This window comes from Gordonia aquimaris, assembly GCF_026262595.1.
Classification (GTDB): domain Bacteria; phylum Actinomycetota; class Actinomycetes; order Mycobacteriales; family Mycobacteriaceae; genus Gordonia; species Gordonia tangerina.
The window spans coordinates 16,785-37,108 of the sequence record NZ_JAPKFM010000021.1; the positions used below are offsets into that span (position 1 = coordinate 16,785).

Below are 20,324 nucleotides of genomic sequence, written 5' to 3' on the forward strand. Positions count from 1 at the left end.
ATTAAAGACCCGCGTGCATCGTGGATGCAACGCCCGTTGCGATCTGAACGTACCCGACTACCATCGCCCATGCGTATCACCTGTGGCAACGATGTAACGAATCCTCCCTGTGGCATTATTCACACTCGATCGTGAACAAGATGTGGCGTCGCGAACCGGAAGTTGCCGAGAGGTGAACGGCGGGGTTCAACTCACACCATACGTTCGTGCTTACGTAACCGGATCGGGGGTCGGATGACACATCGTGTTCCAGCAGGTACGCAGCGTCATCGACGTTCGGTTCCGGTGCTGGCGATGCTCGCGACGTTGGTGGTACTCGGGTCGGCTCTCGGCGCCGGGCTGGCCCTGTCCACTCCGGCATCAGACCGCCCCGACCGCGGCTCGGGGTGGGGCGGCGGCAATCACCACGGGCATGGCCACGGGCACGGGCACGGGCATGGGCACGGTGATGACGATGACGACGAGGATTCGACGACGTCGGCGACCGCGTCGGGGAGCCAGAGCAGCGCAACCACGAGTCCTGCCACGAGCGAATCCACCAGCACCAGCACCAGCCAATCAACCAGCACTACGACCAGCGAATCCACGGGGTCGTCGAGCACCAGCGAATCCAGCAGCGTTACCACCAGCGAATCCACGGAACCGTCGACCACCACCGAGACCACCGACGACGGATCGGTCGTACCGCCGCGCTACACCCCGCGCCCGCCCAGCCGAGACGCGTCACCCGACGTCGATCCGGATGCGGCCGGCACCGGTGGTTCCGGTGGTTCCGGTGGTTCCGGTGGATCGGGGCCGCCTGGCACCGGGAACCCGGCACCGGAGGACACCGCTGCGCCGGCGCCGGCTGCGGTACCGACGGTGCCCACAGCAGGCACGGGAGCGGGCGCCGGCGCGAACTCGGCGACCGGTCCGGGCGGGCCGTCGTCGACCGGCGGTTCGGCCGGTGCCGTACCGAACGAGACGACGTCATCTGAGGATGCGGGTCCGGGCGATTCCGCGCCCATCCCCGACCCGGTCTCGGAGATGGCACCGGCGGCACTCGCCGATCCGGTGGTTCCGGACTCCGACGTGGCGGCCTCGCCCCGACGCATCATGATCGGGCTGGCGCCCGGTGGGCTACTTCTGCTCGGCGCGATGGCGTTGTTGGGCAGCGGGTCGTTCCTGGAGGCGCTGCGGTCGTCGCGGCCGTAATCGGTCAGGCGTCGCGGCCGGCGAGCAGCGTGTCCCGATGCGGGACCGCCGCACGCGCGCCGTCGGTGATCCATTCCCGCAGCACCTTGGTCGCGCGCACGTCGTCCTCGTTGTATTCGAGCAATCGTTCGCGTTGCGTGGGGTCCGGCACCCCGCCGCCGAGGCCCACCGCGTCGCGATACCAGTCCATCGACGCCTCGCCGCTGGCGTCGGCGTCGCGCCAGGTGAATCCGGCGACGGGCGCGACGCGCTTGAGACCTTTCCCGTTCGGGCAGATGAAGTTGCGGCCGACAGCCTCGTAGATGTCGACCCACTCGGCCGACCCGATGAAGGCCTCCACCTCGGCGCGCGACGGCACGCCCGGGGCCCCGGCGAACCGGTCTGCGGAGCCGAGTAACCAGCGGTTCTCAGCCTGCTGCGAATAGCAGTACGCCGCAAAGGACTTCCCGGCCTCGTGGGCGGCGTCGCGCTGCGCGGTCAGCCACGTCCAGAACTCCCCGAACGAGCGGCCCTCGTCGGTGGTGGGCAGCGGTTGCCAGGTGACGAACGGCCGGTAGCGGACCTCGCAGGTCGGGTCGGTGGTGTCGGTCAGCAGCGTGCCCCACATGTAGGCGCCGTGTTCGCCGTAGCTCTCCATGTCGACATCCACCTCGACGTCGGCACGCCGCACCACCGGGGTGTCGAGGCGCCGGATCAACGGGATGCCCTGCAACCAGGCGATGGCGGTGAGTATCGCGTCGTCGAAGCGCGCGTTGCCCGGCCATTCGTCGGGAGGCCCGCCACGGTGCGCGGCCAATTGATCGATCGTGGTGATCCCGGCATCGGCGAGAATTCGGCTCTGGTTGGCGCCCACCACCAGGCTCACGTCGCGGCGCTGTTCCAGTTCGGGTCCGCATCGCTCCCACCACGAGCAGCTGCGGCATTCGCCGATCCGGCGGGGTGTGGTCGACACCTGCTGTTCGGCAATCGCCATGCGGCGGGCGAACACCTCGGCGTAGTCGGTGAGTGCCGAGGCCATCTCGTAGACGACGATGCAGTCGGCGTCGAGACCGATCACCCCGGCACGCAGCCGGGCCGGATCCGATGAGGTGGCAAGCCCGAGCTCGGTCAACATCGCAGTCAGCTGAGCAAGTCGGAGCAGGTCACGTCGCTGATTGCGCCCGTTGCGGGTGGGGTCCGCCGACGGGGACCAGGCCCACACCGGACTGGTCACCGTCACCTTGGGGCCCCCGTTGCCCTGCGCAGCACCGTTGCCGTTCGTGGACTCGTTGCCGTTCGCGGCCCCGCCGCTGTTCGTATCCCCGTCCGCGACGGGGACAGTGCCATCGGTGCCGTTCTTCGCGCCGGCGGTGCCGGTCGGTCGCCGCGGATTCTTCGCCGGATAGCTGGCCCGATGGTTCACGACGATCACCGGTAGGTACCCGTCACCGTCGCGGATCAGCAACTCGGCGTGACCGCGTCGCCCGGCCTCGCGATCGGTCGGCAGCGTCGCGTTCCAGATCCAGGCGGCCCCGGCGGCACACGCCGACAAGGTCTGCTCGGCGCGCGCGGCGTGGGTGGCGTCGGGGTCGATCAGCACCACGGTGCCCGGCGCTTGATCGCTGTGTAGGCCACGGATCATCTCTCGGACGGCGGCACGGTGATCGGCCGCCGCAGCCTTGCGTCGCTGCGCCTCCGGCGTGTCGGGTCGCGATCGCGCCAGGTCGGGGTATGCGTGGTCGAGGTACAGCCGGTGCTCGCATCCCGCGAGATCGCGGGGGTGTAACACCACCCTCACCACTGGTCCGTCCTCTCCCGACATCGCCGATCCGGGTCGTCCGCCACGCGCACCCGTCTGGTTCACGTCGGTTCGCCCCTGTCGAGCCTATGTAATGCTTGTACCGATGCAGTCGACGCCCGCTCGGTGTTTCCCCGACCTCGCCGGTCGGCCGGGCCCCGGGGCACCACACAGGAGGTAGGTCCTAGAAATGGGATTGTTCTCGTCCGACGGCAAGACCCGCGCGCAGCGCAAGGCCGAGGCCAAGGCGATGAAGACCAAGGCGAAACTCGAGGCCAAACTGGAGGCGAAGAGCGCGCGCAAGTCGCAGAAGGCGCTCCGCAAGGCCGAACACAAGTTCCGTAGCAAGGAACTCAAACTCGAACGCAAGAACGCCAAGGCCGCCGGCAAGGCGGAAGCCAAGGCCGCCAAGGCCCAGGCGAAGACGGCCGCCGTCGAAGCCAAGGCCGCGGTAGATGCCCAGCGATTCTCTCCGGCGAGCGTTCGGCGGTATCTCCTCGTCGCCCGACTGGTGTCCCCGATCGTGGTGCCGATCGCCTATCGCGCTGCCGTGGCCGCGCGTGGTCAGCTGACCGCTCTGCAGGCCGGTCGCGCCGGAGTGGCCCCCGACGTGCTGCGCCAGTTCTCCGGACACGGCGCGACGCTACACGCCCGTATCGCCACCACGCGGTCGGCGCTGGAGAAGGTCGCCACCACCGACACCTCCGACGACGCTTCGGCCTTCGTCACCGCGATGGTCACTCGCCTCGACAATCTCGCGATCGCCGTCGACGCCGCCGAGGCGATGCCGGCCTCGCAGCGGCGCACCGCGCACCACTCGATCGAATCCGAACTCGAGGGCATCGAGGCCGACATCCTCGCCCGACTGGGCGTGCACGATTCGACCCCCAAGGGAGCGTGAGGGAGATGACCGAGCCGGGACCGGCGGACCGTCGAGACGATGACGGTTCCGACGGGGCTCAACCACAGCAGGCTCCGGCAGACGGCACCGTGCCGGATCCGGCAGCAGCCGGGAGCACGCCCGGCGAGCCTGGTCCCGCCGAGCCTGGTCCCGCCGAGCCTGGTCCCGCCGAGAAGGCGGCGAAGAAGACACCGGCAAAGAGGGCCGCCGCAAAGAAAGCTCCGGCGAAAAAGGCCGCGGCGAAGAAGACTCCGGCTAAGAAAGCTCCCGTGAAGAAGGCCGCGGCGAAGGAGGCCGCCACCCGGGACGCGGCGAAGAAGTCGTCCGCCAAGACGGCTGGGGCCAAGAAGGCGCCTGCCACCACGGACGCCGCGAAGAAGGCCGCAGCGAAGAAGGCCCCGCCGGAGACCACGCCCGTCGATCCTCCCGTCGAGGAACCCACACCGGGGAAGTCGCAGGCCGATGAATCGGTGACCGTATCTTCCGAACAGCAGTCGAGCCCCGAGCAGTCGAGTCCCGAGCAGAAGTCGAGCCCCGAGCAGAAGTCGAACGCAGGCCAGGCCAGGCATGTGGCATCGCGACCGGCGTCGTCGAAGCCGGGAGCCACCAAGCCACCGACGAAAAAGGCGTCGACCGGTCCCGCCGGCCGCGCGTCGACGGCACCGGGCGCCCCGCCGTCGCGGCCGTCACCGGCGGTGGTCGACGTAGTGGCCGAATCCGATGCTCAGCGCGCCACTTTCGCCCAGCTGCGCGCGGGAGCACCCACCGAGTTGCCCACCAGAAACCGTGCCGTGCCGATCATCGCGGCCGGCGTGTTCGGGGCGGTGCTGCTGTTCGTGATCGAGATTCTGCGCCGTCGGCGTTGATCGTCGACCGGGTCAGGCGCCGACCCGGTCGACGATCGCGGCGGCCACCTCGGCCGGGCGGGCCTCTAGTAACCAGTGGTCGACATCGTGGATGATCCGGAACTCGTAGGGCGCATCCACATAGCTCGACGTCATCTCCGCGGCGACCCGGCCGAGCGCGAAGTCGCCGTCACTCCAGACGTAGGTGGTGGGCACCCGCACGCGCCCGATGCGGCGGTCCGCGCGGCCCCAGAACGGTATCCCCCGGTACCAGTTCAACGCACCGGGTAACGCGCCCGAGGCGACGATGTCGGAGTAGAGCTGGCTCGCGAACGGCTCCGGCAGCCCCATCCGGGCGCCGCCACCTGGAGAGCGAAACAGCTTGGACAGGAACCATTCCGGGAGTTTCGGAAGATTGAAGGCGGCCATGTACCAGGACCGCAGCACCTGCCCTCGCGGCATGGCCCGGACGAACGCGGCGGGGTGTGGCATGGACGCCACGGTCAGCGTCGCGATGCGCTGGGGGTGGCCAGCCGCCACCGCCCAGGCCGCCGCGCCGCCCCAGTCGTGGCCCACCAGATCGACGGTGTCGGCCCCCAAGGTGTCGATCAGTGCGACGACATCAGCGACGATCTCGCCCATGCGGTAATCGCGTCGCGCGGGCGGCCTGGCGCGCGGTGAGTATCCGCGCAGATCGGGAGCAAGGGTGCGTAACCCGTTGTCGTGCAATCGTGATGCCACGCCTTCCCACACTGTCGCGCGCTGCGGGAAACCATGCAGCAGGATCACCGGCGGCCCGTCGATCGGCCCGTCGTCGATCACGTCGAAGACGTAGGGGCCGTTGGCGAACTCGGTGATGCGGTCGGTCATCGTCGGCGTCCTTCCCCGGGAATGGCACCGACCCTACCTGCCGAGCGGTGGGCAGCAGATCGCCCGCGGCGCGGTTGCGTCGCGGGCGATCGACTTCCGGTGGGTCAGGTCAGCTGGTACACCGTGGTGCCGCCGACCGTGGTGGCCGTGTAGTTCTGCGCCACCCACTCGGCGATCTCGGAGTTGCCGCCGGGGCCACCCTGACCGCCGCCGATGTAGTAGGCGATCTTGCCGTCGTGCACGTACTCGATGAACTGCTCCAGTGTGGGCGCCGGGTCACCGCTCCACCCACCGATGGCCATCACCGCTGTGCCGGTGGCGATCTCGATGCCCGCCGCCGACTGGGAGCCGTTGGTCGCGGCCGACCAGGTGGTGTCGGTGGAGGTCAGCAGTTCCACGAGTTCGGTGTTCGAGGAGATGTCACCCATTCCGCCGGGTCCACCGGCCCCGCCGCGGCCGCCGTCCTGAGTGGTGCCGTCCTGCGCAGCGCTCTGCCTTGCGCCGTCTTGAGTCGTGCCGTCTTGGGCTGCGCCGTTCTGGGTCGCGCCGTTCTGGGTCGCGCCGTTCTGGGTCGCGCCGTCGGGAGTCGTCTGTCCATCCGCCGCGCCGGTCGGCGGGTTGCCACCACCCGAGCCGCCCATTCCGCCGCCCGGTCCACCCATGCCACCTGATTCCATCGAGGTCTGCACCGCGTTCGGGATGGACCCGCTGTGCGGGGTCGCGGCCGTGGCGATCGAGAAGGTCGCGGTGCCACCGAATCCGGCGAGCGCACCGGCGATCACCGCGCCGGCGACCACTTTTCGCCACGCCATCACGCTGCCGACCAGCAGGGCGACGATGCTGATGGCGGCGACCGCGCCGATCAGCCACCGGCACCACACGGGCCCGAAGTCGTTGCGGTTCAGCAAGACGATGGACCAGGCCGCGGCGAGTCCGATCATCCCGGCGAGAGCGAGGCGACCGTCCCACTTGCTACGGCGTCGCCAGGCGAGTACCCCACCCATGCCGACGAGCGCGGCGATGGCGGGCGCCAACGCCACCGTGTAGTACGGGTGGATGGTGCCGCTCATGAAACTGAAGATGAGTCCGGTGACCAGGAGCCAACCACCCCAGGCGACGATTGCTCCGCCTTCGACGCGGCTGATACCGCCGGTCGATCGGAAGATCGGGAAGCTACGGACCATCAAGTAGGCCGCGAACACCAAGGCCAGCAACGCAACCGGGAGCAGCCAGGAGATCTCGTTGCCCATCTCCGAACTGAACAGTCGGTTGAGTCCGGTCGAGCCGCCGAACGAACCGCCCGCCTGGCCGCCGCCCATGCCGCCTCCGCCACCGGAGCCACCGCTGATGCGACCGACGCCGTTGTATCCCCATACGAGGTCCATGAAGGTGTTGTCGGTGGAGCCGCCGATGTACGGGCGAGCCGATGCCGGCACCAGGATCGTTGCGAGCACGAACCAGCCCGCCGAGACGATCAACGCCACGGTCGCACCGATCAGGTGGCCGATGCGCCTGATCCAGCCGGTGTTCGCGAACATCAGGTAGGCCAGTCCGAAGGCGGGGAGTACGAGCAGGCCCTGCAGCATCTTGGTGAGGAAAGCGAAGCCGAGCGCGACACCGACCAGCGCCAACCATCGGCCCGAGTTGGTGGCGATCGCGCGGATCAGGGCGTAGCCGGCCGCGACCATCAGCAGCACCAGCAGCGCGTCCGGATTGTTGAACCGGAACATCAGCGCCGCTGCCGGGGTGAAGGCGAGCACGCCACCGGCGATCAGGCCCGCGGCCGTGCCGTGACGCGGGTCGGCGAAGGTGCGGCGCATCGCGCAGTACAGCAGCGCCACAGCGGCCACCCCCATCAGCGCTTGCGGTACCAGCACGGCCCAGCTGTTCATCCCGAACAACCGCACTGACAGCCCGGTCACCCACAGCGAGGCCGGGGGCTTGTCGACGGTGATGAAGTTGGCGGAGTCGAGAGATCCGAAGAACCACGCGGTCCAGCTCTGCGAGCCCGCCTGTGCCGCCGCCGCATAGAACGTGTTGGCGTATCCGCTGGCGGAGAGGTTCCACAGATAGAGCACGGCGGTGGAGACGAGCAGCGCGGTCAGTGCGTACGGGCTCCACCGGACGGCGCGTGTGGGTCGAGGTCGGTCGGCGACGCGGCGGCGACGGCCGCCGGCCGGGGGTGGTGGCTCACCGGGCGTCGATGCCCCCGGTCGTTCCAGCCCGCGTCGCTCCAAGGCTGTGGTCATTCGGGTCCTCCTGTGTCGGATGTGTTGATCCCACACTGGGCCCCGGCCCTCCCGCGCCCCTGGAAGCCGGCTGGGAGAACCCTGTGAACGCCCGATCCGAGGTTCCTCCCCCGGGTATCGCTACTTCCCCCAGCTGCCACCGGCGGAAGTAGCGATACCCGGGGGAAGGACCTACCGGCTCAGCGGATCAGACGAGCGCAAGCACGCGGGAGGGACCACCAGTGCCACCGGCGAAGCGGGGGGCACCCACGACGACTGTCGCGCCGACAGCCGGTACCGACGACAAGTTGGCCATCGCCTCCACGGCGTATTGGCCTGCACCCAGGATGGCGGTGTGTGCCCCGACTGCGTCCATCACATCGATGCTTAGTGTGTCGGTGCCGATCGCGACGACGCCGCGTTCCTCGACCAACATTGACACAGCGTCGGCGTCGAAGCCTGGTGCATCCACGCCGCCGGTTCGCGGCTGCCACCCGCTGTACAAGGCGACCAGGGCACGACGGGGGATTCGTCCGTGTTTCGATTCGTAGGACGCGACGTCCTTCGCTGTCAGCGTGGTACGCCGATCCGTTCGCGCCCGTGCCGAAATGTCGATCACCGCCAACGGCGCCACCAGATCGCGCGCGTCGATCTGATCAACGGTGATGCCGTCGCCGATTTTGTGCGCGGGTGCATCGACGTGAGTTCCGGAATGTTCGGAGAACGACATCCATCTCGTGGCATACCCGCGGTTCCCCGGTCCCACGTGCGACGTCGGTAGTGATACGACGGGCGCGCTCCCGGGCCACAGTGGGAAACCGGCCGACAACACGTGTGTCAGGTCGACGACGCGGCCGGTCGGAGCTGCCGCGGCCGGTCCCGCCGCCGCACCGATGGCGGCGACACCGGCGCTTCCGGCCGCGGCGCCCGCAGTCATACGCAGCGCCGTACGACGTGAGAAGCGACGGGCCTCGTCATGCGCGGAGCGAACCACCTCGTCGTCACACATTGCGTCTCCCCGTCAGTCCGCGAGCCGCACTCGGAGGATGCGGTCGTCCCCACCGTTGTCGGTGCTCACCAACAGTGAACCGTCAGCGTCGACGGCCAGCCCTCGAAGACGCCCATAGGTGTCTTGGATTGCCTTGCTGCTGCGGACCACTCGGTTGCCTGCTTCGTCGAGTGTGACGAACAGTAGGTGCTTTCCTTTCTGCGCGGAGATGACGACTGCGCCGTCGAGGGAGCCCCACCCGTCGTCGGGCAGAAAAGCCAAGGCAGGAGTAGCTATTGTCGGGTAGCCGGAACTCCACACCGGCCCCACTGCACCAGGGACCCGAGTGGGGTCTGTCATGGGCACCGACTCGTCGTAGATGAACGGGGCCCGGTCCGGCTTGTACCCGTAATTGGCGCCGGCGCGCAGGAGATTGAGTTCGTCGTCGGCGTCGGTGCCCTGTTCGATCGCATAGACGCGGCCGGTTCCTGGCTGGACGGCAACGCCCTGCACGTTCCGGTGCCCCAGCGTGAACACCGGACTGGCCGGATCGGGGTTACCCGCGGCCGGTTTGCCGTCCGGCAGGATGTGCAGAACCTTGCCGCCCAACGAGTTCGGATCCTGCGGATTGGTCGGGATCGCATTGTCACCGGTGCCGATCCACAGCGACCCGTCGGCCGCTGCGGTGAGACCGCAACCTGCGTGGCGACCGGAGGCGTTGACCGGAATGCCCGTGAGCACGGTTCGTTCGCGCACCATCGTCGTCCAGTCGGCGCTGACCCGCCACGAGACGATGTTGACGACCTGTCCGGTGTTCGGCCAGGGGAGAGGCAGATTGGCCGCCGATCCGGGGATGCTGACGGCGGCACCGGCGGTGGTTTCGGCCTGACAGGAGTAGACGCGCCGGGTGTCGGAGAATTGCGGGTCGAGTGCCAACCCCATCAGCCCGGCTTCTTTGACCGCGAACAGCTGGGAAAGGTCCGCGCGAACATCTTGTCGCCGACCGTCGGTCATCACCGCCACGAACTGTCCCGTGCGCTCGCCAGTGAGGATGACACCGTCGGGTGCGACCGCAAGATCCCACGGATGGTCGAGGCCAGATGCGACCTGCGACACCGTCAACGGCGGAGCGGCGTCGGCCTGCCCGGCCGTGCACATCCCGGCGACGAGAGTTCCGACGGTCCCGGCGATGATCGCAACGCGGGTCAGGAGGGGGCGTGCTCGTCGGCCGGTCACCGGATCACCGTAACCCGGGAGCTCGCCGCCGCGCCGCATAACGCACGCCCGATCCGAGGTTCCTCCCCCGGGTATCGCTTCTTCCCCCAGCTGCCACCGGCGGAAGTAGCGATACCCGGGGGAAGGACTGCGACGCGCGGGCTAACCTACCGGCCCGGCAGGTATTTCAGCGCGCGCACGGCGTACGGCGTGACGGCGCGGTAGATGCCCTTCGGGATGCCGGGCGCGCGGTCGATGCCGACGAAGCGCTGCTCGGCGACGGTCTGCGGCTCGGTGTACTTGAGGATGCCCTCCTCGCCGTGGCGTCGGCCGACACCCGAGATGCCCATGCCGCCCATTGGTGCGGCGGTGGAACCCCACGCCGCGGCGTAGCCCTCGTTGATGTTGACCGTGCCGGCCCGCAACTGGTCGGCAATCGCGTTGGCTTCGGCGCTGCTACCGGCGAAGACGCACGCGTTGAGTCCGTACTGCGTCGCATTGGCGAGTTTGACGGCTTCGTCCGCGGAGTCGACCGGATAGATCGAGACGACCGGACCGAAGGTCTCCTCAGCGAAGCAGGTCATCTCGTCGGAGACACCGGTGAGCACCGTGGGCTCGAAGAAGAACGGGCCGAGGTCGGCGCGACGTCGCCCGCCGGCGACCACCGTGGCGCCCTTCTCAACCGCATCGCGCACGTGGGCCTCGGCGGTGTCGACCTGCGCCGCCGACGCGAGTGATCCCATGTCGGCGGAGAAGTCATAGGTGGCGTCGAGCTTCATCGCCGACACATACGCCGCGAACTTGGTGGTGAATTCGTCGGCGATCTCTTTGTCGACGTACAGGCGTTCGATGGAGATGCACAGCTGACCCGAGTTCGAGTAGCAGGCGCGCGCCGCCCCTTCGACGGCCTTGTCGATGTCGGCGTCGGCGGTCACGATCATCGGGTTCTTGCCGCCGAGCTCGGCAGAGAAGCCGATCAGTCGGCGCCCGGCCTGCTCGGCCAGCGAGGCGCCCGTCGCCGACGATCCGGTGAACATGACGTAGTCGGTGGTGGCCACGATCGCCTGCCCCACCACGCTGCCCGGCCCGGGTACCACGGCAAACAGCTCACGCGGTAGACCTGCCTGATACAGCAGGTCGGCGACGGCCAACGCACAGTACGGCGTCTGGCTGTCCGGTTTGATGACCACACCGTTGCCCGCGATCAACGCGGCGACCGCATCGGAGACCGCCAGGGTGAGCGGGTAGTTCCACGGGCTGATGACGCCGACGATGCCCTTGGGCTGATAGCGCACCCGCACACTGGTTGCACCTGGCAGCATCCCCTTGACCTTGCGCTCGGCCAGCGTCTTGGGTCCGGTGGTGGCGTAATGCCGCGCGGTCAGCGCGACGTCCATCACCTCTTCCTGCGCGTAGATGCGCGCCTTGCCGGTTTCGGCTTGCGCGATGTCCATCAGCTCGGCGGCGTTGCGGTACACCAGATCGGAGAAGCGGTTGAGTACCTCGGCACGCTGCTGCGGCGTCTGGGTGGCCCACCCCTGCTGCGCACTGCGCGCACGGGCGACCGCGGTCTCCAGGTCGTCGGCAGTACCGACGGGGATGGTCGCCATCTCGGCGCCACTGAACGCCTCCAGCACCGGTCGGGTAGGGCGGGCGCCGGCGTCGTCGATCGCGACGAGCTCGGCCAATCGCCGGAAGTAGTCGGGGGTGGGCTTCGGCATGGCGGGTCCCTCAGCTCTCGGTGGTCTCGGACTCGGCGGTCTCGGCAGGCTCGGCGCTCTCGACGATGACGATCCCGTCGTCGTCGGAGTAGACGATGTCGCCGGGGTGGAAGGTCTCGCCACCGATGGACAGCGCGATGTCGCGCTCACCAACTCCGGTTTTGGTGGACTTGCGCGGGTTGGTGCCCAGCGCTTTGACCCCGATCTCCATCTCGCCGATCGCCTTGGCGTCGCGGATCGCTCCATTGACGATGATCCCGACCCAACCGTTGGAGCGGCCGAGTTCGGCGATGATGTCGCCGACGAGCGCGGTGTGCACGGATTCGGCGCCGTCGATGACGAGCACGCCGCCCGGGTTCGACTCACCCAGGATCGACTTGAGCAGCGCGTTGTCCTGGAAGCACTTGACCGTGGTCACCCGGCCGACGAACTCACGGTTGCCGCCGTACTGGGTGAACTGGGTGTCGCAGCTGCGCACGAGGTCGCCGATCTCGTCCACGAGGTCGGCGGTCGGCGTGAAGGTCAGTTCGGTCATGGCCACCAGTTTAGGCAGCCATGCAATTAGGTGTGACGGACAGCCACAGTTACCGCAACCCGGCCGCGGTGCGCGCGCTCGCGCGGTAGCGTCGGCGCACGTGTGCACTGGCGGCGATTCCGCTGCTACCCACCCGCCATCCGACCGATGATCGCGGCGACCTCGTCGGGACGTTGGGAGACGACGAAATGCCGGGCAGGGCTGATGACGTCGACGTGCGCCTCGACGCCCGCGGCGGTGATCAGCGTCTGGGCATAGCGCCGTTGTTTCCACTCCCAGAAGTGCCGCCACCCGGGCATCCGAGGCGACGCGACCACCACGTCGATCGGTACGTCCGGCAACTGATGAGTGCGGCGCAGGTCGCGGAGATCACGATCCATCGTGGCGAAGACGGCATTCTCCGCCAGCAACGCCGTCATGAACCGCGGCTGCCCGAAAACCCGGCCGGCCCACCGCCGCTGGTCGTCGGTGAATCCCTCCGGCGGAGGTGGCACGACCAGGGTCCAGACACCTGCGCTGGGCCACCGATGGACACCCATCGCCGCGGTCACCGATTGCGCCACCCGTACGGCTCGGTGGGCAGCCCGCACGCCCCACCTCGCTGGCACCACCCGCCACGGCGCCAGGACGAACGACCCGTCCACCATCACGAGTCCGGCCGAACGCTCCGGATACACCCGCCCGAACGCTTCGACGTACAGCGATGCCAGCGAGTGACCGACGATCAGGACCGGCCCGCCGACGCCTACCGCGTCGAGCACCATCCGCATCCGGTCGACCTCGTCGAGCAGACCCGGCATCTCGTCCGGCGGCCGCGGACTCGACAGGCCGTAGCCCGGGCGGTCGTATCGGATCACTCGAAAGCCCTGTCGGAGCAACCGCACCGTCAACGCATCGAGGTCGAACCAATTGCTGCCCAATGCGGCCATCAGCAGAACCGACAGGCCCTCGCCCTCGTCGATCACATGAAGTCGATGGCCTCCGACGGGGATGACGATCCCCGCGCGGTCGCCACCATCCGGGCCGTCGGGCATCGGTGTCAGTAGCCCTGCGGCTTGGCCAACGGGAACGCCAACGATTCCCGAATCGACTGGCCGGTGATGAGCATGACCACACGATCCACGCCGACACCGAGGCCACCGGTCGGCGGCATCGCGTACTCGAGGGCCTGCAGAAAGTCCTCGTCGAGTTCCATCGCCTCCGGATCGCCACCCGCGGCGAGCACCGACTGCGCGGTCAACCGACTGCGTTGCTCGACGGGATCGGTGAGCTCGGTGTAGGCGGTACCCAATTCGACACCCCACGCCACCAGGTCCCAGCGTTCGGCGACACCCGGGATCGTCCGGTGGGCTCGCGTCAGCGGCGACGTCGATGTCGGGAAGTCGGTGTAGAAGGTCGGGAAGGTGGTCCGATCTTCGCCGAGATGCTCGTAGAGCTCCAGCACCACCTGGCCAGCGTCCCAGTCGGGCCGATAGGCGATGTCGAGGCGATCGCAGATCGCCCGCAGCGTCTCCACCGTTGTCTCGGGTGTCACCTCCTCACCCGCACCGTCGGAGACCACCTCGTGCACGGTGCGCACCGGCCACTGCCCGGAGATGTCGACGCGTTCTTCGTTACCGTCGTCGTCGCGGCGCACGATCACCGGTTCACCGTAGGCGGCGGTCGCGGCGTGCTGGATCATCTCGCGGGTGAGGTCGAGCATCTTGCGGTAATCGCTGTGTGCCTCATAGGCTTCCAGGCTGGTGAACTCCGGATTGTGACTGAAGTCGACACCCTCGTTGCGGAAGTTGCGGCCGATCTCGAACACCTTCTCCACCCCACCCACACAGAGCCGCTTCAGGTACAGCTCCGGTGCGATCCGCAGGTACAGGTCGAGGTCATAGGCATTGATGTGCGTCTGGAACGGTGTCGCGTTGGCCCCGCCGTGGATCTGCTGCAGGATCGGTGTCTCCACCTCGAGATAGCCACGCGCCGCGAGGAAGTCGCGCATCGACTTCACCACCACGCTGCGGGTGTTCAACAACTCGCGGCTGCGCGAATTGATGGCGAGATCCACGTAGCGTTGCCGCACGCGCGCCTCTGGATCGGTGAGGCCGCTCCACTTGTCGGGCAACGGCCGCAGGCACTTGCCGTTGAACCGCCACGCGTCGATGAGGATCGACAGTTCACCGGACCGGCTCCGGCCCACCACACCGCGGGCCTCGATCAGATCACCGAGGTCGACGTCGGAGCCGAAGTCCGGCGTGCCCGGAATCACCGCGTTCGCCTCGACCAGCAGCTGCACCTGCCCGGACCAGTCGTGCACGTCGGCGAAGGCCACCTTGCCGAAGTCACGCAGTCGGGTGACACGTCCGGCGATGGTCACCGTGGTGCCTTCCGGTGCCGCGACGGCCTGCGCGATGGTGTGCGTCGGTGCATCGGCGGGTGGGTACGGATCAAACCCCCGCTCGGTCAACCGATCCAACTTGGCCAGGCGCACCCGCACCTGTTCGGGCCGATGTACCTCGATCGCACCCACGACGGACTCATCGGCCAATTCGGCGATCAGCTCGTCGAGGTCGACACCGGCGGGAATGGCCGAGCGGCCCTCGGTGTAGTGCCGCGCACGACCGAATCGCGGCAGCCGGACGAAACCCTCGGTGACGATCGCGGCGAGCGCAACCCGCGGCATCATTCGGTTGTCCTCGTAGCACAGAAAGCGTGGCCGCCATTCCGGCCGGTACTTCGCATTGGACTTGTACAGCGACTCCATCTGGAAGAACTTCGAGCCGAACATAAGCACCGAGTAGGTCGCGCGCATCACCGGGCCGGCCCCGATGTCGGCGCCGTGTTCGAAGAACGCGCGGAAGGCCGCGAAGTTGAGGGAGATCTCGGTGACGCCGTACTGCTCGGACTCGCGGGCGAGTTCGGTCACCATCGTCTCGACGAGACCGTTGACCGCACCACGGTCGCGGCGCATCACATCCAGCGAGACGCCGGTGCGGCCCCACGGCACGAAGGACAACATGCCGACCACCTTCTCGTGGTCGGTGCCGGCGTTCTCCACGGCTTCGACGAGCAGACAGTCCCCGTCGAGCGGATCGCCGAGTCGGCCCAACGCCATCGCGAATCCGCGTTCCTCGTCGGTGTCGCGCCAGGCATCGGCCCGCGCGATCATCTGCGCCATCTCCGACGGCTTCCCGTCGTTCGAGTCTGTGGAGATCTCGGCGTGCCGGCGGATGCGAATGGTGATTCCGGCCCGTTTGGTACGTGTGACCGCTTGGCGGACCGCTTTCATCGCCGGCCCGTTGATGCTGAAGCCACGGGTCGGGATGATCGCCTCGTCGCCGATGTTCAGCGACCCGAATCCGGCGGCGTCGTAGGCGGCAGCCCCGCGGCTGCTGGTTCCCATCGCGGCCGGATGCCACCCGTAGCGCTCACACAGCGCGAGGAACTCGGCGATGGCCTCGCCCCACGAATCGGGGTCGCCGATGGGGTCTCCACCGGCCAACCCCACGCCCACCTCCACCCGGTAGGTGACCGCCGCGCGGCCGTTCGGCGCGAACACCACCGCCTTGTCGCGGCGGGTGGAGAAGTAGGCGAGCGAGTCATCGTCATTGAAGGCGGCGATCTGGGCGCGGATCAGTCGCTCGTCGTCGGCGGTGATCAGTGATTTCAGCCTGACCGAGCGGAACAAAACCATCGCCGCGGCGATCAGCGCGAGCGCACCGAACAGGCCCAGCAGTCCGTTCACCGGCGCCAGCGCGTGCCGGCCTTCGAATGCGGGTTCCTGATCAACCGAGCCGAAGGCGACCACCCGATTGATCGCGTACGGCAGCCGGTCAGCGCGGGTCAGGGTGTGCGGGAAGATCCACACCAGCGCCCAGCCGAGCAGACTGCCGATGACGAGTCCGGCCACCAGCACACCGAGCGCCCGCAGCAACGCGCCCCGACGCACGCGGGTGTAGAACTGCCGATAGGTGAGGATCAGATAGGCCAGTGCGGCCAGATCCACGATGATGCCGATCCAGAGGTTGATCCGGTCGGTACCGGTCACCGACAGATCGTCGGCGAGAGCGGGCACCAGATAGATCGCGTTGCCCACCGCGTACAGCGTCAGATACACCACGCAGATCCACCAGGCGATCCGCTTGCGCATGGACAGGGCGAACGCCATCAGCCCCAGCACGAATGCCCACGCGAAACTGGTGTCCGGCAGGGTGATGACGAAGGTGTCGAGATAGTCGCGCGGCACGTGGATGAGCCGGCGGAACCACGGGAACAGGCTCGACAGCAAGGAGACGGCGGCCATGATGCCCAGCACCGTCCCGGCGATGCGTGGCGCAGCTTGGCCGAAGCCCCGCGGTGAACGGATGCGCTCGAGCAGATCTCGCGACCGCCGCTCGGCGGCCGATGGCTCGTGTACGGGTTCGGCGACGACCTCGTCCGGCGCCGGAGTCCGCGGGATGTCCAACGTCATGGCTAAACGTTACGGGGCGGGCTCGCCCATCTGGCCGAGGTTGGGCAATATGTGGACCGTGGACGGATCCGATATCGACGAGGTGCCCATCCGCGACGAGTCGATCCGGTTGGGCCAGTTTCTGAAGTTGGCCAACCTCATCGACTCGGGCGCCGAGGCGAAAGAAGTGATCGCCGACGGCGACGTGTCGGTCAACGGCGAGGTAGAGACGCGGCGTGGGCGTCAGCTCACGCGCGGTGACGTGGTGGAACTCGGTGGCCAGATCTGCCGGGTGACCCGCGTCTGACAGAGGTGTCCGTCAGGCCTGCAGACGGCGCAGTTCGGCCGGGGTGATCAGGCGTTCCGCCTCGGCGGGAAACGAACGAGCGGATCGCGCACGGCCGAATCGACCGGTGATCGAACTCAGCCTGGCATGGCGGCGTGGACCGGAGGATGTATTGGACAACCTCATGACCAATCACTTCCCTGCTTTACTACCGTGGACTCGCTCTTCATGGTGTCGAACTCGGCTTACTTTAGTCGGTCGACGGGCTCGGCCCAAGCGATATAGCGCGTTCAACAGACGTTGTCTTCGCCACACTCAGACCCTGCCGCCGGGCCGTCAAAGTAAAGCCGTTGCTGTCTGTACGTCGATCATCGCATCGGAATCGTTACGAATTCGGTAGCGACAGGCGAAAATCTGTGAGCAGAAACACAGCTGGGTATGACCGGCGGACGAGCCAGACCATCTCATACCCGGATCACGCCAGTCGGGCGAGATGGTTGTGTGCCCACTGGACTGCCGTCACACCCGGCCGGACCTGAAATGTGGCGTAGTTGCTGTGCGCACCCGACTGCAGGAAGCGATTGAACGAGGTGATCTGCTCGCGGGCCCGCGCATTGCTGAGTTCCTCGACGATCTTTCCGGGCCCGCCCAGGGTGAGGAGTTCGGTGATGATCGCCCCGGCTTCTGCCTGGTACTGCCCGATCTGGCTCGGCGTGGGGTCGCTGGTCTCCGCGAGGTAGCCGACGATGCGGGTGAGGAAGTAATCCTGCGGCACGTTGCAGTAGAGGTCGCCGGGCTCGCAGATGGTGAATGCACGCGGCGACACCCACCCCATGCCGTCCAGCCGCGGTCCCCCGCTGCCCTCCCCGCGCAGGGGCGGGCCGACGAGGTTGTCGCGTGCAGATCTGCGCGGATCGGAGATCAGCACCACACCCGCGACTGCGCTGGGGCGGATCGCCGCGCGCCCGGTGCCGACCTCGGAGGCGAAGTCGCCGGCAGCGTCGGCGCCCTGGCTGTAGCCGACAACCGCAATGCGGGTGCGCGGGCAGCGGTTGAGCATGGTCCGCGCCAAGCCGGTGGTGTTGGCGACGGCCTGTGCCTTCGACTTGCCGTACACCGCCTTCTCCCAGGGGAATGCCGTGGCGTCGTAGCCGACGAACTGCACGGCGATCTCGGCACCGAGGCCCGCGGTGACATCCCCCAGAATCCCGGGGTTCGTGCCGTCGGCCCAGGTACCCGGTATCGCCAGCACGTAGAGCTTCGGGCAGCCTTGCGGTGCGCCGGCCGCCGGAGCCGTGATGGCCACGGTGGCGCCGATCGCCGACACGGCTGTGGTCAACCAGATCATCAACGCGCGCAACCGCATCGTCGTCCCTCCCTCACCCGCCCGGTGCCGCCGGAACCGGGGCCCTGCAACCCGAATCTCGCGGGCCCGAGTCTACTGACCCATCCGCGGTCTCGGGTCGCGCCGAATACTCCTACGACAACCCCCACCGACGCCGCGCGTCGATCGCGCAACAAGGAGTGACCATGGTCGATGTCTCCCGCACCTTCACCGTGCCGCGTCCCCGCGACGAGGTCGTCGCCTACCTGCGCGACTTCGCCAACGCCGTCGAATGGGACCCGGGCACCCAGACGTGTGAGCAGATCGGCACGGACCCGGTCAGCGAGGGCACCCGCTGGCACAACGAGAGCAAGTTGTTCGGTATGTCGACGACGCTGACCTACGAATTGACCGCGGATGCACCCGATCACCTCGTGTTCACCGGCCGCAACAAGACCGCGACATCGGTCGACGACCTGAGCTTCCGCGCCGAGAACGCCACCTCGACGGTCATCACCTATCGGGCGCATGTGGAGTTCAACGGCCTGGCCCGCCTCGCCGACCCGATCGCGCAACTCGCCTTCCAGCGACTCGCCGACACCGTGCCGACTCAGATGACCAGAGTGCTGGCCTCGCGCTGATCCCGCGTCGCGACCGGAAGTTCTCAGACGGGCAGCGGTGCGTTCAGCACCGCCTTGGCCAGTAGTTGTGCATGGCCAGGCAGGGCCGGTCCACGTAGGTTGTCCACGCGTACCACACCGTTGATCACTGCCAACGCCAGTTCCACCAGGGCGTGGGCTTCGTCGGACCGCAGTTCGGGCCGGCACGCCTGCACCAGCCGGCGCCACTCGCCGACGTAGTCCTGGTAGGCCCGCGCCAATGCCAGTAGGGCCTCGTCGTCGAGGGCTACGGAGTGCGAAAGGCTGACCGCGATGAGATCCCAGTGTGCCTGCGCGAAACGCGCGTAACAGGCCAGCAGGTCGTCGAGCGCCTGGGCGGCGTCCACGCTGCGCGACAACACCTGTCCCAGCTCCAGCCACATCGCCGCGACGGCGCGGTCGAGGCCGCATGCCAGGAGTTCACGCTTGCTGCTGAAGTGATTGTAGACACTCGGGCCGGCGATGCCGACGACGTCGCCGATGTCATCGAGGCTGACGTTGCTGTACCCGTGCACCGCGAACATGGTGATGGCCGCGTTCAACACGGCCTCGCGGCGTGCGACGGGCAGCAGTCCGGAGCCCGGATCCATCGGCACCGGCAGGTCGGTGACCCGAGGCGCCATGTCGGGTGACGAGTCAGGCCGACGCGCGCATTCCACCGCGGCGCGCACTGCCGCAGACAACACGCGGTCCCGGTCGCCGGGCGGCACCGGTAGCGGCCGATGTCCCGGCCAATTCACCATGGCCAGGATCGACCATGCGGCGGCGTCGGCAGGGACCGCATCCGGCGGCGCGTCCTTCGCGATGGCGGCGGCAATCGTCTCGGACACCTCAACGATGCGCACCCGCAGCTCGCTTCGTGCCACGGGGCCGACGTGGCCCTTGTCGCGGCTCCAGAGCGCGTCGAGGGTTTGGGATTGAGCCGCGATACCGACCACGTTGCGCGCGACCTCGAACGGGTCATCGACGCCACGTACCGCCTCCTCGTAACGACTCAAGGCCTGGTCGAACGCGGCGAGCAGGAGTTCCTGTTTGTTGCGATAGTGCCGGTACAGCGCGCTGGGCCCGATACCGACTCCCGCAGCGATGTCGCTCATCGCGACCGCGGCGTACCCCGAGGCGCGGAAGAGTTCTGCCGCCTTGATGAGGATTCGTTGCTTGCGGTCCTTGGGCCTGGTGCGTCGATCCACCACCGCATCCGCGGGCAGAGTGGTCATGGCAATCCTGTCGGTCGTGCAGGTGCCCCCAGCGGTGGGGACATCTAACCACCTTGCCATCAGTTCACCACATCAGGAGCGGCCCAGGGCGCGGTGTCGTCAAATTGTCGACTGCGGCGTCGGATG

General features: G+C 67.9%; 17 protein-coding genes. 5 read left to right on the top strand and 12 right to left on the bottom strand.

All coding sequences use genetic code 11. The features are described 5' to 3' along the window. Positions 1 to 294 precede the first annotated feature (294 nt). On the top strand, positions 295 to 1,194 hold the full coding sequence (locus OSB52_RS17845; RefSeq protein WP_266062935.1) for a hypothetical protein: 900 nt from the start codon (positions 295 to 297) through the stop codon (positions 1,192 to 1,194). Positions 1,195 to 1,198: 4 nt separating this feature from the next. Here OSB52_RS17845 and OSB52_RS17850 read toward each other — a convergent pair whose 3' ends face one another. After that, positions 1,199 to 2,995, bottom strand: a complete 1,797-nt coding sequence (locus OSB52_RS17850) for a TM0106 family RecB-like putative nuclease (RefSeq protein WP_277615246.1) — start codon at positions 2,993 to 2,995, stop codon at positions 1,199 to 1,201. A gap of 166 nt (positions 2,996 to 3,161) precedes the next feature. On the opposite strand from OSB52_RS17850, the gene OSB52_RS17855 reads away from it, so the two are divergent. Next, positions 3,162 to 3,872: a DUF6474 family protein gene (locus OSB52_RS17855; RefSeq protein ID WP_235725675.1), complete on the top strand. Its 711-nt coding sequence runs from the start codon at positions 3,162 to 3,164 to the stop codon at positions 3,870 to 3,872. A gap of 5 nt (positions 3,873 to 3,877) precedes the next feature. Next, positions 3,878 to 4,738, top strand: coding sequence for a hypothetical protein (locus OSB52_RS17860; protein ID WP_266062936.1), 861 nt, complete (start codon positions 3,878 to 3,880; stop codon positions 4,736 to 4,738). A 12-nt stretch (positions 4,739 to 4,750) separates the two neighbouring features. Here the strand turns inward: OSB52_RS17860 and OSB52_RS17865 are convergent, their stop codons facing one another. The 8 genes from OSB52_RS17865 to lysX form a co-directional block, all read right to left on the bottom strand. Then, entirely contained in the window at positions 4,751 to 5,587 is an 837-nt protein-coding gene (locus OSB52_RS17865; RefSeq protein WP_266062937.1) for an alpha/beta fold hydrolase, read from the bottom strand. A 104-nt stretch (positions 5,588 to 5,691) separates the two neighbouring features. After that, positions 5,692 to 7,836 (bottom strand): ArnT family glycosyltransferase, encoded by a 2,145-nt coding sequence (locus tag OSB52_RS17870; RefSeq protein WP_266062938.1) that lies wholly within the window; start codon positions 7,834 to 7,836, stop codon positions 5,692 to 5,694. Between the two features lie 187 nt (positions 7,837 to 8,023). Next, a complete protein-coding gene (locus OSB52_RS17875; protein WP_266062939.1) occupies positions 8,024 to 8,824 on the bottom strand; it encodes a cyclase family protein in 801 nt (266 codons plus the stop codon). 12 nt (positions 8,825 to 8,836) lie between these two features. Continuing rightward, the gene (locus OSB52_RS17880) at positions 8,837 to 10,039 is read right to left on the bottom strand and encodes a PQQ-dependent sugar dehydrogenase (RefSeq protein ID WP_372512448.1); all 1,203 of its coding nucleotides are present in this window, start codon (positions 10,037 to 10,039) and stop codon (positions 8,837 to 8,839) included. Positions 10,040 to 10,185: 146 nt separating this feature from the next. Continuing rightward, positions 10,186 to 11,739 carry a succinic semialdehyde dehydrogenase gene (locus OSB52_RS17885; RefSeq protein WP_266062940.1) on the bottom strand — a complete coding sequence of 518 codons (1,554 nt, stop codon included), beginning with the start codon at positions 11,737 to 11,739 and terminating at the stop codon, positions 10,186 to 10,188. Between the two features lie 10 nt (positions 11,740 to 11,749). After that, a complete protein-coding gene (gene rraA / locus OSB52_RS17890) occupies positions 11,750 to 12,274 on the bottom strand; it encodes a ribonuclease E activity regulator RraA (RefSeq protein ID WP_266062941.1) in 525 nt (174 codons plus the stop codon). Positions 12,275 to 12,399: 125 nt separating this feature from the next. Next, positions 12,400 to 13,308, bottom strand: coding sequence for an alpha/beta fold hydrolase (locus OSB52_RS17895; RefSeq protein ID WP_235725664.1), 909 nt, complete (start codon positions 13,306 to 13,308; stop codon positions 12,400 to 12,402). A gap of 5 nt (positions 13,309 to 13,313) precedes the next feature. Continuing rightward, on the bottom strand, positions 13,314 to 16,733 hold the full coding sequence (gene lysX, locus OSB52_RS17900; RefSeq protein ID WP_266062942.1) for a bifunctional lysylphosphatidylglycerol synthetase/lysine--tRNA ligase LysX: 3,420 nt from the start codon (positions 16,731 to 16,733) through the stop codon (positions 13,314 to 13,316). A gap of 58 nt (positions 16,734 to 16,791) precedes the next feature. On the opposite strand from lysX, the gene OSB52_RS17905 reads away from it, so the two are divergent. Then, positions 16,792 to 17,019 carry an RNA-binding S4 domain-containing protein gene (locus OSB52_RS17905; protein WP_266062943.1) on the top strand — a complete coding sequence of 76 codons (228 nt, stop codon included), beginning with the start codon at positions 16,792 to 16,794 and terminating at the stop codon, positions 17,017 to 17,019. Between the two features lie 12 nt (positions 17,020 to 17,031). Here the strand turns inward: OSB52_RS17905 and OSB52_RS17910 are convergent, their stop codons facing one another. Continuing rightward, positions 17,032 to 17,184, bottom strand: coding sequence for a hypothetical protein (locus OSB52_RS17910; RefSeq protein ID WP_266062944.1), 153 nt, complete (start codon positions 17,182 to 17,184; stop codon positions 17,032 to 17,034). 289 nt (positions 17,185 to 17,473) lie between these two features. Further along, positions 17,474 to 18,364: a cutinase family protein gene (locus OSB52_RS17915; RefSeq protein WP_266062945.1), complete on the bottom strand. Its 891-nt coding sequence runs from the start codon at positions 18,362 to 18,364 to the stop codon at positions 17,474 to 17,476. A gap of 164 nt (positions 18,365 to 18,528) precedes the next feature. Here OSB52_RS17915 and OSB52_RS17920 point away from each other — a divergent pair, with 164 nt between their 5' ends. Further along, positions 18,529 to 18,963: an SRPBCC family protein gene (locus tag OSB52_RS17920; RefSeq protein ID WP_266062946.1), complete on the top strand. Its 435-nt coding sequence runs from the start codon at positions 18,529 to 18,531 to the stop codon at positions 18,961 to 18,963. Between the two features lie 23 nt (positions 18,964 to 18,986). Here the strand turns inward: OSB52_RS17920 and OSB52_RS17925 are convergent, their stop codons facing one another. Then, a complete protein-coding gene (locus OSB52_RS17925; RefSeq protein ID WP_266062947.1) occupies positions 18,987 to 20,198 on the bottom strand; it encodes a TetR/AcrR family transcriptional regulator in 1,212 nt (403 codons plus the stop codon). Between the last annotated feature and the right edge of the window lie 126 nt (positions 20,199 to 20,324).